The sequence below is a fragment of the Streptococcus sp. KHUD_014 genome (assembly GCF_051106275.1).
Taxonomy (GTDB): domain Bacteria; phylum Bacillota; class Bacilli; order Lactobacillales; family Streptococcaceae; genus Streptococcus.
Map to the genome: position 1 here is coordinate 1360488 of NZ_CP193666.1, position 12650 is coordinate 1373137.

Annotated in this window: 19 protein-coding genes; 6 read left to right on the plus strand and 13 right to left on the minus strand. The window is 38.2% G+C overall.

Translation table 11 applies throughout. The features are described 5' to 3' along the window. Nucleotides 1-30: 30 nt before the first annotated feature. Nucleotides 31-246, minus strand: a complete 216-nt coding sequence (locus ACORHT_RS06675) for a YdbC family protein (protein ID WP_000807425.1) — start codon at nt 244-246, stop codon at nt 31-33. Nucleotides 247-341: 95 nt separating this feature from the next. Here ACORHT_RS06675 and ACORHT_RS06680 point away from each other — a divergent pair, with 95 nt between their 5' ends. Then, a complete protein-coding gene (locus ACORHT_RS06680) occupies nt 342-662 on the plus strand; it encodes a hypothetical protein (RefSeq protein WP_075231925.1) in 321 nt (106 codons plus the stop codon). A 30-nt stretch (nt 663-692) separates the two neighbouring features. On the opposite strand, the gene ACORHT_RS06685 is transcribed toward ACORHT_RS06680, so the two are convergent. The 7 genes from ACORHT_RS06685 to rpsP all read right to left on the minus strand — a co-directional run bounded on the left by ACORHT_RS06685 (nt 693) and on the right by rpsP (nt 4094). Further along, complete coding sequence (locus ACORHT_RS06685) at nt 693-1031, minus strand: ATP cone domain-containing protein (RefSeq protein WP_001196044.1); 339 nt, start codon at nt 1029-1031, stop codon at nt 693-695. 12 nt (nt 1032-1043) lie between these two features. Then, on the minus strand, nt 1044-1763 hold the full coding sequence (gene trmD, locus ACORHT_RS06690; protein ID WP_049502991.1) for a tRNA (guanosine(37)-N1)-methyltransferase TrmD: 720 nt from the start codon (nt 1761-1763) through the stop codon (nt 1044-1046). Then, on the minus strand, nt 1753-2271 hold the full coding sequence (gene rimM, locus ACORHT_RS06695) for a ribosome maturation factor RimM (RefSeq protein WP_316108272.1): 519 nt from the start codon (nt 2269-2271) through the stop codon (nt 1753-1755). The genes trmD and rimM overlap by 11 nt, the downstream gene beginning before the upstream one ends. Nucleotides 2272-2307: 36 nt before the next feature. Next, nucleotides 2308-3090, minus strand: a complete 783-nt coding sequence (locus ACORHT_RS06700) for an alpha/beta fold hydrolase (RefSeq protein WP_434349806.1) — start codon at nt 3088-3090, stop codon at nt 2308-2310. A gap of 94 nt (nt 3091-3184) precedes the next feature. After that, nucleotides 3185-3520 carry a MazG nucleotide pyrophosphohydrolase domain-containing protein gene (locus ACORHT_RS06705; RefSeq protein WP_000654200.1) on the minus strand — a complete coding sequence of 112 codons (336 nt, stop codon included), beginning with the start codon at nt 3518-3520 and terminating at the stop codon, nt 3185-3187. Between the two features lie 42 nt (nt 3521-3562). Then, a complete protein-coding gene (gene kphA / locus ACORHT_RS06710; protein ID WP_000379617.1) occupies nt 3563-3802 on the minus strand; it encodes an RNA-binding protein KphA in 240 nt (79 codons plus the stop codon). Between the two features lie 19 nt (nt 3803-3821). Further along, a complete protein-coding gene (gene rpsP, locus ACORHT_RS06715) occupies nt 3822-4094 on the minus strand; it encodes a 30S ribosomal protein S16 (RefSeq protein ID WP_000268760.1) in 273 nt (90 codons plus the stop codon). 179 nt (nt 4095-4273) lie between these two features. Between rpsP and ACORHT_RS06720 the strand changes: the two genes are divergently transcribed. The 5 genes from ACORHT_RS06720 to ACORHT_RS06740 all read left to right on the plus strand — a co-directional run bounded on the left by ACORHT_RS06720 (nt 4274) and on the right by ACORHT_RS06740 (nt 7636). Next, nucleotides 4274-4807, plus strand: coding sequence for a hypothetical protein (locus ACORHT_RS06720; protein ID WP_434349807.1), 534 nt, complete (start codon nt 4274-4276; stop codon nt 4805-4807). Between the two features lie 113 nt (nt 4808-4920). Beyond that, nucleotides 4921-5664, plus strand: coding sequence for a DeoR/GlpR family DNA-binding transcription regulator (locus ACORHT_RS06725; RefSeq protein ID WP_075229154.1), 744 nt, complete (start codon nt 4921-4923; stop codon nt 5662-5664). A gap of 13 nt (nt 5665-5677) precedes the next feature. Further along, nucleotides 5678-6490 carry a Cof-type HAD-IIB family hydrolase gene (locus ACORHT_RS06730; RefSeq protein ID WP_075229155.1) on the plus strand — a complete coding sequence of 271 codons (813 nt, stop codon included), beginning with the start codon at nt 5678-5680 and terminating at the stop codon, nt 6488-6490. Nucleotides 6491-6561: 71 nt separating this feature from the next. Then, nucleotides 6562-7368 carry a peptidylprolyl isomerase gene (locus tag ACORHT_RS06735; protein ID WP_434349808.1) on the plus strand — a complete coding sequence of 269 codons (807 nt, stop codon included), beginning with the start codon at nt 6562-6564 and terminating at the stop codon, nt 7366-7368. A 28-nt stretch (nt 7369-7396) separates the two neighbouring features. Beyond that, complete coding sequence (locus ACORHT_RS06740) at nt 7397-7636, plus strand: zinc-ribbon domain-containing protein (RefSeq protein ID WP_434349809.1); 240 nt, start codon at nt 7397-7399, stop codon at nt 7634-7636. A 61-nt stretch (nt 7637-7697) separates the two neighbouring features. Here ACORHT_RS06740 and abc-f read toward each other — a convergent pair whose 3' ends face one another. The 5 genes from abc-f to gla all read right to left on the minus strand — a co-directional run bounded on the left by abc-f (nt 7698) and on the right by gla (nt 12387). After that, complete coding sequence (abc-f, locus tag ACORHT_RS06745; protein ID WP_434349810.1) at nt 7698-9239, minus strand: ribosomal protection-like ABC-F family protein; 1542 nt, start codon at nt 9237-9239, stop codon at nt 7698-7700. A gap of 1 nt (nt 9240) precedes the next feature. Continuing rightward, nucleotides 9241-9714: a VanZ family protein gene (locus ACORHT_RS06750; RefSeq protein WP_434349811.1), complete on the minus strand. Its 474-nt coding sequence runs from the start codon at nt 9712-9714 to the stop codon at nt 9241-9243. Nucleotide 9715: 1 nt separating this feature from the next. Continuing rightward, a complete protein-coding gene (gene rlmN, locus ACORHT_RS06755; protein ID WP_434349812.1) occupies nt 9716-10801 on the minus strand; it encodes a 23S rRNA (adenine(2503)-C(2))-methyltransferase RlmN in 1086 nt (361 codons plus the stop codon). A gap of 20 nt (nt 10802-10821) precedes the next feature. Next, nucleotides 10822-11352, minus strand: a complete 531-nt coding sequence (locus ACORHT_RS06760) for a YutD family protein (RefSeq protein ID WP_075231930.1) — start codon at nt 11350-11352, stop codon at nt 10822-10824. A 165-nt stretch (nt 11353-11517) separates the two neighbouring features. Continuing rightward, nucleotides 11518-12387: an aquaglyceroporin Gla gene (gene gla / locus ACORHT_RS06765; RefSeq protein WP_434349813.1), complete on the minus strand. Its 870-nt coding sequence runs from the start codon at nt 12385-12387 to the stop codon at nt 11518-11520. Between the last annotated feature and the right edge of the window lie 263 nt (nt 12388-12650).

The following is a 12650-nucleotide window of genomic DNA, read 5'->3' on the forward strand; positions in this document are numbered from 1 at the left end:
ACCTCCTTTCGTCTGTTTTTATATGATTGCTTATTGATTTTTGAAGGCATCGACCATCACTTGAAACTCTTCGTTTGAGAGGGTGATTCCTTTCCCCATCTTAGTGTGGTCTGGACTCCAAGCACGAATGTCAAACTTTGCTGGTGCTCCATTAAAGCTGACACGATTGATTTCCTTAGTCCAACCTTTTTCATTCTCTGAGAGCGTAAGTAAGTGTTCCTCGATTTCAAATGTAAATTCTGCCATTGTATTCTCCTTTTGATTGTCTTCACTTGATTATTCGTAAAATCTTGTAGATTTTTTTAAAATTGTATATAATGGTAAAAAGAAGGGAGGCTCCGATGAAAGATTTATTTAACTACATTCAACAAAAATTCCAAGGCTTTCTCAACGGACGAGAAGAACCAGATCATTCCAAAGCTGACTCCCTGACAAGTGCCATTAAAGAGGCGCTCCTAAAAAAAACTGCTGTCCACATTATTTTTTCTGATACGAGTTTTACAGGGGATATCATCAAATATGATACAGACCGCCAGCAAATTATCGTTAAAAATTTTGCAAAAAATGTGACCCGCATTATTCGAATCCCAGATATTCAGAAAGTGAGTTTTGTTCCCTCAACTGTCCAAACTGCCCAAAAAAATCGATTTAAGAAAGAGTGAGATGAGTTTACTTCATCTCACTCTTTTCTATTAACGAATTTGTTCAAAATGAAGGTGAACAGCAATGTGTTCTCCGTAACCACTTCTCTCTAAATCACGTTGCAAACGGTAAGAGATATAGTGTTCAGCGATGGTAATATAGCCTGCGCCAAGCAAGCGATGCTCAACCATTGATTGAATCATGCTGATAGTGGCACGCTCCACTTTTGCTTCTTCTAGATCCAAGACAACTTTTTTAGTTACCTGAGCTAGATTTTGACGTAAATCATCTGTCAAAACATAAACTGTTTGCGCAGCTTTTAGAATGGCTTGATAGATTTTATCTGGATCAAAGTCGGCAACTTGTCCATCACGTTTAATGACTTGCATAGTCTTCTCCTTTTAATTTGTATTTTCTTTAATGTCTGCTAACATTTTAGCTTCTTCTGCTGTTAATTCGTAATGTTCCAACAAATCTGGTCTACGCTCATAAGTTTTTTTGAGACTTTCATAGAGACGCCATTGACGAATCTTCTCATGATGCCCACTCATAAGCACTTCTGGAACCACCATGCCACGATAGTCATAAGGACGTGTGTACTGAGGATATTCAAGAAGGCCAGATGAAAAGCTATCATCTTGGTGACTGGTTTCCTTCCCAATTACTTCTGGTATCAAGCGAACCGTCGCATCAATCATGGTCATTGCTGCCAGTTCTCCACCAGTTAGAACATAATCACCAAGAGAAATCTCATCTGTTACCAAGGTCTTAATGCGTTCATCATAGCCCTCGTAGTGACCACAGATAAAGATGAGTTCTTCTTCTTGGGCTAAATCTTCAGCATAGGCTTGATCAAACTGCTTACCAGCAGGATCCAAAAGAATCACGCGCGGATTCTTCTTTTCAATAGCATCAAAGGCATCAAAGATTGGCTGCGCACGTAGCAACATCCCTTGACCACCACCGTAGGGTTCATCATCCACATGACGGGCCTTTTCAGCATATTCACGAAAATTATGATACTGGATGTCAAGAAGTCCCTTTTCACGGGCCTTTCCAACGATAGAATGTTCTAGTGGAGAGAACATCTCTGGAAAGAGGGTTAAAATATCAATCTTCATCGTCTAACCCTTCTAAGAGTTCTACATCCACACGCTTATTAGGAATATCAACATTAAGGACAACCGGTGGGATATATGGTAAAAGCAGATCGCGTTTTCCCTTACGCTTAACTACCCAGACATCATTGGCACCTGGTTGAAGGATTTCCTTAATGGTTCCAATCAAGTTATCACCCTCGTAGACCTCTAAGCCGATAATTTCGTGATAATAAAACTCACCCTCATCCAGGTCATTAAGGTTTTCTTCCGCAACCTTCAAACTGTGGCCCTTGTATTTTTCGATATCATTGATGTGATACATATCCTTAAATTTGATGATATCAAAGTTTTTATGCTTACGGTGACTTGCGATAGTCACTGTTTTAACAAATTGATCCTTCTCATCAAATAAGGCAAGTTCTGCACCTTTTTTAAAGCGTTCTTCCGAAAAATCCGTCACAGATAAGACTCTCATCTCACCTTGTAAACCTTGTGTATTGACGATTTTTCCAACGTTAAAATAGTTCATTTGATCTCCTGTAATTTCCTTATCTCCATTTTCTTCTTACAATTTTTTAATAATATCTACAATTTTTTCTGATTCGGACCACTGTAAATAATGATGACTTCCACCTAGAATAAGTCTAGTCTTAGAAGTCCAATATTCTGATTCTCTGTACTCTTTTTCTCTATAAGCCTGACAAAAAATAAATACAGGGATACGATCTGTTATTGACACATCCTCAAAATCTTCCTTGGTGATCTCAACAGATACCTGAAATCCCGGAACTTGACATTCCAACTCTGAGCCTTTTTCTTGCATTAATTCCCATATCTCTTTATTAATTTCAGGGATAAAGGTGGTTTGAGTTAAGTTCTTAAAATAAAGTTCAGGACCGAATTCTTCAATCAGTCTCATTTGCTTTTCCATTTCTGGATAAGGATTCTTTGAAAAATCAGCAAACATTACTTTTTTAGTTGTCGGTTCAATCGCCACTAAAGCTTGACAATTAAAATCTTTGTTCATCAATTTGCAAGCTAAGATTCCACTCAAGCTATGAACACAAAGTACATAATCAGAAATATTTAGTTTTTTAAGAATTTCATAAACTGCATCTACAAGATTGTCCAGATTTTTTCCAGCTAGGTTCTGAATCGAACTCCTACCTGTGTTTGGAAAATCAATTGTCAAATAACCAATTGTGGGAGGAAGTTTTTCAAGTATAAGTGAAAAATTTTCATAACTTGGTATCAAACCTGCTCCATTTAGACAAACAAGCATTTTCTTTTGCTTTTGATAAGTAACAGAGAGACTACCGATTTCTGTAGATACTTCAAACCTCTTCATAAAGAAATCCACTCATTCTATATAATGAATTATTAAAAATCCTTATCCTTTATTTTATCACGTTCTAGGTATTTTCACAAGTTGGAGAAAAAAGCTAGTTCTGACCTTCCGCTTCTAAATATCCTTCCAAATCTCGTTCATGGTGATACTTGATGGCAGCTTTCTTATCTTTTTCAAAAATGGTCTTGGTTAGGTCAATATCGTTGATAGCTGCGATTGCAACCGTATAATGTATAATATCAGCAAGTTCTTTAGCAAGTTCCTCATTTGAGTCTTGAACACCCTCTTTTCGTCCAGAACGTCCATTCAAAACCTCGGCTACTTCACCAACTTCTTCAACTAGTTTTATAAAGAGCCCTTCTTCTGTTCTAGATTGCTGGTAATGTTCTAACAAATAGGCTTGTAGTTGTCTAACTGTTAAATCCTTCATATCCTTCTCCTAGCAAAAAAGCGAGACATCCGTCCCGCTTTTTTATTTTTCGTCAATAACGATTCTTACTTTTTTGTCTTCAGTTGGGACAGAGTAGACAATCGTTCTTATCGCAGAAATAGTGCGACCCTTACGACCGATTACACGACCCACATCGCTTTGGTCAAGATCCAAATGATATTCCAAAAATTCTGGTGTATCTTCAATCTTGATAGTTAAGGCATCTGGTTGTGAAATCAAGGGTTTCACAATCGCAATAATGAGATTTTCAATCGTATCCATCTGTCAACCTACTTTAAACTTATTTTGAGAATTTAGAATCGTGGAATTTCTTCAATACGCCTTCTTTTGAAAGGATGTTGCGTACTGTATCTGAAGGTTGAGCTCCATCAGCCAACCATGCAAGAACGCGGTCTTCTTTCAAAGTTACTTGGTTTTCAGCAACAAGTGGATTGTAAGTTCCAACTGTTTCGATGAAACGTCCGTCACGTGGTGAACGTGAATCTGCTACGTTAATACGGTAGAAAGGTTTTTTCTTAGAACCCATACGAGTCAAACGGATTTTTACTGCCATTTTTAATATCTCTTTTCTTTTATTTTTTTAGTTCGGTGAAATAGCTGAGCTATTTAGCACATGTTCTATTATAGCAGATTTCTGAGAGGTGTCAAGAAAAAAACTTGACAGACTTTAAAATTTTTAAATTTTTTAGAAATTTGTTAGACTAATAAGGACAAATTAGAAAGAGAAACTTTATGAATACTAGTCTAGGGAACATTTACAAAGACCATCAAGTCCAACCTTACATCTCTCCAAATCGTGATATAGAGGCTTGGCTACTAAATCCCAAACCCGTCCCAAAACGCAATATGGAATTACTAGAAGACAATCTCCTGGCAGGAGATATTATCCTCCTCTGGAGAATTCAGTTTGGTACCTTTACCACAGAAACTTGGTTTCTAAAATACTTTGAGTATACTTATGGCATTGATGCCCCAAAACATTTAGAAACGCTTGTTGAAAAAGGCTATGCTCTTGTTGAAACTGCCTTTGATTCGCTGGATCATCTAAATAGCACTATGAAAAAGAATATCCTAAAAAAGAAGGGGGTTACTGGACTTTCTAAAATGAAGGCTGGCGACCTGGATCAAGCCCTTCATGACCATTTTTCAGAAGAAGAATTAGCTAGTCTCTTTTCCATCCGCGGTTATAAACTAACTGCCAAAGGAGAACAAGCTCTCAAGGACCATCAGGCAATCATTGACCGCCATCCAAAGAAGAATCTTTAATCAACCAAGTCAGGTTGATTTTTTTGTAAATCATTTAAAACACTTATAAAACATTACAATTATTGACAATCACTTACAAAGGAGGTATATTAGTATTAAAAGAGGGAATTCATATGTACCAAGAACAACGATTAGAAGAAATCATTAAACTTTTAGAGGATAGAGGAAGTCTATCAGCAAAAGAAATGATTGACCATTTCCATGTTTCCAAAGATACCATCCGGAGAGATTTTGCTATTCTCGCAAAGGAAAAACGAGCAAAAAGAACTCATGGAGGTTTATTGCCAATCCAAAAGCAAAGGATTCTTGGTTATAAAGGTCGAGCAGAACAGTCTTCCAAAGAAAAAGAGAAAATTGCTCATTTAGCTACCCAACTTATTTCTGATTCACAATTAATTTTCTATGATGTTTCAACAACTGTATTTGAGTTAGCAAAAATAACAGATAAAAAAGTTACTATTTTCAGTCATTCATTGGATAATGCACTGGTCTTAGGAGAAAATGAAAATGTCGATTTTCACATTATCGGTGGACGATTTCATAAAAAGAATCGTTTCTATTACTCATTAGAAGAATCCGAATCTTTGAATAGAATTAAATTTGACTTAGCATTTTTTGGTGCAGCTAGTCTTTCAGACGGACAAGTTAGTTTTGAAGATCAAGAAGATGTTCTAATGAAAAAAAGAGCATTTAAAACCAGTAAAATTCGCGTCTTGTTAGCTGAAACCAGCAAGATAAACAAACACTCTCATTATATTCTTTCCGAACTTACTGATTTTGATTATTGGATTACAGACAAAGAACCCGACATAGAAATTCAACAATCTTTAGATGGTAAAACAACTATTCTATTTTAAAAAGGAGAAACATATGTCAGTAATAAAGTTAATCATAAGTGATATCGATGGCACCATTTTAGACCAAAAGCACCAATTAGACTCTCATTTACTAGAGCTTATGCCACTTTTAAAACAAAGTGAAATTCCTTTTGTTCTAGCTTCTGCTCGCTCTCCTCTTGGTATAGCTCCAATTTCGAAAGAACTTGGAATCACAGATTTTCCAATTGCAAGTTATAATGGTGCTCTCATTAGTACAGGAGATAAAATTCTGAGTCAGCATACTATTAATAAAAAGGAATTACTCTTACTACATGATTTTTTAACAAAAGAATTTCCGACAGTTTCAATTAATGTTTATTCTGGAAAAGATTGGTACGTAAATGCTTTAGATAAATGGGTAGAAATTGAAGCACAGATTACTGGAGAGAGCCCAAAAGTTACTTCACTAGCAGATTTTCTTCAGGAAGAAAAGAATCTTATTCATAAACTTTTACTAATAGATAACGCAGCTACTATCCAGAAACTTAGAGAGACATTAGCAACAATAGATTTCCCTCAAACTGACTTTTACCTTTCGAAGGATAACTATCTTGAAGTCACACATAATCAAGTCTCAAAAAAACAAGCTCTGTTAGAATTAGCCAACTACTATCAACTATCACTCACTGAAATTATGAGTATTGGAGATAATTATAACGATATACCAATGATTGATACCGCTGGACTTGGTGTTGCAATGGGAAATGCTCCTACAGATGTTAAAGTCTGTGCAAATAAAGTAACAGATTCTAATGATCAAAATGGGGTAAGTAAGGCCATAAAATTGTATGTACTATCGGAATGATCACAATTGAATATTTGAAATCCACTTTCAATTAGGGTACAATGGTAGAAATGATTTTTGAAAGGATTCCCATGAAAAAAATAGTAACACTTCTATTAATCTCAACTTTTGCCCTTGCTGGATGTAGCAGTATCCAACGTAGTCTGCGAGGGGATGACTATGTAGATTCTAGCTTGGCTGCTGAAGAAAGTTCCAAAGCAGCTGCCCAATCTGCCAAGGATCTCAAAGACGCCTTGACAAATGAAAATGCCAATTTCCCACAACTATCTAAAGAAGTTGCTGAAGACGAGGCTGAAGTCATTCTCCATACAAGTCAAGGAGATATCCGCATCAAACTCTTTCCAAAGCTAGCCCCTCTTGCGGTTGAAAATTTCCTAACTCACGCAAAAGAAGGCTACTATAATGGCGTTACCTTCCACCGAGTGATTGATGGCTTTATGGTTCAGACTGGTGATCCAAAAGGAGATGGTACAGGTGGCGAATCCATCTGGCACGATAAGGACAAAACAAAAGATCAAGGAACTGGTTTCAAGAGCGAAATCTCTCCATATCTCTATAACATCCGTGGTTCTCTCTCCATGGCTAATACTGGCCAACCAAATTCCAATGGTAGCCAGTTCTTCATCAACCAAAATACGACGGATTTTTCTGCCAAACTCCCTACAAGTAGCTATCCAAAGAAAATTATCGAAGCCTACAAAGAGGGTGGTAATCCCAGTCTAGACGGAAAACACCCTGTCTTTGGTCAAGTCATCGACGGTATGGATGTTGTTGACAAGATTGCCAAGGCTGAAAAAGACGAAAAAGACAAACCAACTACTGCTATCACTATCGACAGCATTGAAATTGTTAAGGACTACGATTTCAGTAAAAAATAGGATAACTCTAAAATAAGGAGATGAGACAATGATTTTATTCTGGGGTTCGAAAGGTTACCAAAAGGTCTTAGGACATACTCAAACCACTATCGAGTGTGGTCATTGTAACAATGCCGACACTTGGGAAATTTCAGAAACTGGACGTAAGTTTACCCTTTACTGGATTCCACTCTTTCCTTACGGAAAAACTTATTTCGTTTCTTGCCCGATTTGTCACTACGGTAAAGAAATCCAAAAATCTGAAATTGAGAACTATTTGAATTACTAGCCAAAAAGCCAAGTCACACAGACTTGGCTTTTTCCTATTCTAGTTTTGCGAGTTTCTCTTTTTATGTTAGCTCATTGAAATCCCAGATTTGGTCCATCCAGCCTTCATAGAAGTCTGGTTCGTGGCAAACCATAAGGATAGAGCCCTTATACTCTTTTAGAGCTCGTTTGAGCTCATCCTTAGCATCCACATCCAAGTGGTTGGTAGGCTCGTCTAGCACCAAAACATTGTTTTCACGATTCATCAGGAGACAGAAACGAACCTTAGCTTGTTCTCCACCTGATAGAACTTGAATCTGGCTTTCGATATGCTTCGTTGTCAAACCACAACGGGCAAGGGCTGCACGAACTTCTGCTTGATTGAGGGCCGGAAAGGCATTCCAAACTGCTTCTAAAGGTGTCTGGCGATTGCCACCTTCCACCTCTTGCTCAAAGTAGCCAAGTTCCAGGTAATCTCCACGTTCAACTTCCCCAGCAATTGGTGGGATAATTCCTAAAAGACTCTTCAAGAGGGTTGTTTTCCCGATACCATTGGCACCGATGATAGCAACCTTCTGATTACGCTCAAAGGTAAGATTTAATGGTTTTGTAAGTGGGCGGTCGTAACCAATCTGTAAGTCTTTGGCTTGGAAGATGAAGCGTCCAGGTGTACGAGCTGGTTTAAAATCAAAGGACGGCTTTGGTTTCTCACTTTGAAGTTCGATAATGTCCATCTTATCCAATTTCTTCTGGCGAGACATGGCCATGTTTCGTGTTGCAACACGCGCCTTGTTTCGAGCCACAAAATCCTTGAGGTCAGCAATTTCCTTCTGTTGACGTTCATAGGCTGCTTCCAGCTGCGATTTCTTCATGGCATAGACTTCTTGGAACTGGTAGTAATCCCCGGAATAGCGAGTCAACTGTTGATTTTCTACATGATAGACGATATTGATCACATCGTTGAGGAATGGAATATCGTGTGAAATGAGAACAAAGGCATTCTCATAGTTCTGCAGATAGCGCTTGAGCCAGTCAATATGCTCTGCATCCAAGTAGTTAGTTGGCTCGTCCAGAAGCAAGATATCTGGCTTTTCAAGGAGGAGTTTGGCCAAGAGTACCTTGGTTCTTTGTCCACCAGATAAGGCTGTTACGTCCGTATCCATACCATAATCCATGACACCAAGAGCACGCGCGACTTCGTCAATCTTAGCATCCAAGGTATAGAAATCACGGCTTTCCAAACGGTCTTGAAGTTCGCCAACTTCTTCCATCAATGCCTCAATATCAGCGCCCTCTTCTGCCATTTCCATGTAGAGTTCATTGATACGTGCTTCTGCCTTAAATAACTCATCAAAAGCAGTACGAAGGACATCACGCACGGTTTGGCCTTCTTTTAACACAGCGTGCTGATCCAGATAACCAGCTGTTACATATTTAGACCACTCCACCTTTCCTTCATCAGGTAACATTTTACCAGTTACGATGCTCATGAAGGTTGATTTCCCTTCACCGTTAGCACCAACTAATCCGATGTGTTCACCTTTAAGGAGACGGAAGGACACGTCTTCAAAAATCGCACGGTCACCAAAACCGTGACTCAAATTTTTAACTTCTAAGATACTCATTTTAATTCCTTATCTTGTTTTTATGTAGTAGTTTATAAAGGACCCAAGCCAGGTAGCCACCCAAAGTATTGGTCCATAAATCATCAATCTCAAAGACCCGATTAAAATCAAAGAAAAAGTCTAAAGCTAGCTGTATACACTCGATTCCCAAACTCAATAAAAAGCTAAACAAAATCACTTTCTTCGTTTTTCTTAATTTAGGATTGAGATAGAGAAGCTGGAAAATCAATGGAAAAAGCAAGAGGATATTTAAGGCATTCTGCAAAAAAATCCAAAAAAGCTGAAAAAGGCTTGTTACTTCTCCAAGTTTCCAAAAAGAGTTGAATGGAGTCAAAAGAAAAACCAGGCGTCCAAGATGTTGAATACCTGGAGTTTCCACTCCTGTAGGAAGTTGAGGCTGGGGACTAAAGCAAAAACAGACGATACTAAGACTGTATAAAAGCACTCCCAAGCTTAGTAATGTTTTTCGATTCATCTTATGAATTTACTTCAGCTACTGCTTTTTGACGATCACGCTTCATGGTATTTGAACGCAATTGTCCACAAGCCGCATCTATATCAGTACCATGTTCCTGACGAACGACACAGTTGACACCTTTTTTCTTGAGCGTATCATAGAAGGCCATGACACGCTCTTTAGGGCTTCGACTATACTGGTCATGCTCACTAACTGGGTTGTAAGGAATCAAATTGACATATGACAATTTCTTAATGTTCTTAAGCAATTCTGCCAACTCAAGCGCTTGTTCTACTCCGTCATTGACTTCATTGAGCATGATATACTCAAAAGTCACACGGCGGTTGGTTGTATCGATGTAATACTCAATCGCTGCAAAAAGTTTTTCAATCGGAAAGGCACGGTTAATCTTCATAATGCTTGAACGCAGTTCATTGTTTGGAGCATGAAGAGAAACAGCAAGGTTAACCTGTACTCCTTCATTAGCAAAATCACGAATCTTGTGAGCCAAACCAGAAGTTGATACTGTAATATGGCGAGCGCCGATAGCCATTCCCTTATCATCATTGATGGTACGGATAAAGTTCAAGACATTATTGTAGTTATCAAATGGTTCCCCAATTCCCATAACTACGATATGACTGACACGTTCGTCCTGTCCACGCTCATCAAAATATTTTTGAACCAGCATAATCTGAGCGACGATTTCCCCATTATTAAGGTCACGTTGCTTCTTGATCAAGCCTGATGCACAGAAAGTACAACCAATATTGCACCCTACCTGCGTGGTTACACAGACTGACAAACCATAGTGTTGACGCATAAGGACAGTCTCAATCAACATACCGTCTGGCAACTCAAAGAGGTACTTAACTGTCCCATCTGCTGACTCTTGAACGATACGTTGTTTCAAGGGATTAACCACAAACTGCTCGTTGAGTTTGGCAATCAAATCCTTGGACAAGTTAGTCATTTCCTCAAAAGACTGAACACGTTTACGATAAAGCCATTCCCAGATTTGATCTGCACGGAATTTTTTTTCTCCCTGTTCAAGTGCCCATTCTTGCATCCCTTGGCGGGTTAAACTATAAATCGACGGTTTCATCTTTTCTCCTTATTTTCTACTCACTTCTGACGAATGACGAAATGACGCTGCCCCTTGTCTTCTTTCTGGGATTTTTGTTCTTTTGAACGTCGTCTATTTCTTTTATCTGTATGATTTCTTTTCTTGTTTTGAGAAGGTTTCTTTCCTTTTCGAGAATCTTTTTCTTCCTCTTTTTTGCGCATCTTTTGGTCAAAGGACGCCCGCTTAGGCACTTGGTTTTCTAAGACAAAATAGGCACAACCATAGCTACAGTACTCTAGTAGATAATCCTGCAAGCGACTGATTTTTTCTAAAGACTCTTCAGCGCGTTCATTCTTATAAAAGCCTCGCAAGCGCAACTGTTCATTACTCCAGTCTCCTACGATATAGTCGAACTTAGTCAAAACTTCTGAAAAACGTTGAGTAAAAGCCGTTACATCAAAAGCATCCTTGCTATTTTCAACCAAGGTAAAAGCAAAACCTTCAGCCTCGACCCTAGATCCAGTCACACGAAACTCTGGACCAGGGAATTTATTGTAATTGTATAATTCAGGTGCAATCTCTTTACGCATAATTTTCCTTTTTCAACGATTTCTTAACACTCTATTTTACCATATTTTCGGGATATTTTCACCTTTAGTCTTAAAATAAAAAAAGTCTGACGATTTAAGAATCCAATCTAAAAAATTCGTTTTTCCCGAAAAAGAAAAAACTGGGAAAATCCCAGTTTATAAATATTATAGGTAAAGGAATTTAAAGATTGCTACCGCTGCAATCGCTGCAAGAATCGGTGCAACTACTGGTACCCATGCATACCACCATTTTGAATCACCCTTGTGTTGACCAAGGATTGATTTTGGAAGGAAAGCATGAAGGAGACGTGGTCCAAAGTCACGAGCTGGGTTCAAACCAGGTCCTGTAGGTCCTCCAAGTGAAGTAACCAAAGCCATTACTAGGAAACCAAGTGCCAAGTGAGCAACAGAAAGTCCTGATGCTGTATGTGGCGCTACTTGAGCTTTAATTGCCAAATCAGAGAAGTCAACATTTTGACCAGCTTGAGTTGCCATTTGCTTCATGTATTGAAGGACTTCAGCTCCAAAGAAGTTCTTTGTCAAACCAAGTGCTGCAAAGAAAAGAACGAATGATCCAACAAACTCGTTGATAAAACCGTTAACTGTTGCAGCGAAGCGTGATTCTTTTGTACCGTGGTCGATACTTGAAATTGTTGAGAAAGTTCCCAAGATGTTATTTGGATTTTCTGTCTTCAAGTAGTAGGGACGGTGTGTTGCAACAACTAATGCTTGTCCGAAGATTGCTCCCAAGACTTGTGCAACGATGTATGGTACTACTTGTGCCCAAGGGAAAAGTCCGCTAACTGCTAGACCAAGAGTGAAGGCTGGGTTGATGTGGTTACCAGAAACATTACCAAACATCAAGGCAGGGATCATAACCCCCATACCGTAACCAACAGCGATAACGAGCCAGCCACTTTGGTGACCTTTCGTACCTTTAAGTTCAACGTTGGCAACTGCACCATTTCCAAGAATGATCAAAATAGCAGTTCCCAAAAATTCAGTGGCATATTTAATTGCCCATGTGAAATCCATTTGATAGATTCTCCTTAAAATTTTTTAGACAATCCTTATTCTATCAATTTTTATTTCTTTTATCAACAGATTTTCTAAAAGAATACTGCAGGAAAACGCTTTTATTTTAGTTCTTAAAAAAAGACCTAACAAACCTAGTTTGTTAAGTCAAAATTTTGATTATTCTTGACGCTGACCAAAATATTTTCCAATTTTTTAATTAGCGAAAAAAGTTCGAAATTCTTTTAAAATTATAATTTAATATTCTTTAATATGTTCTTTTA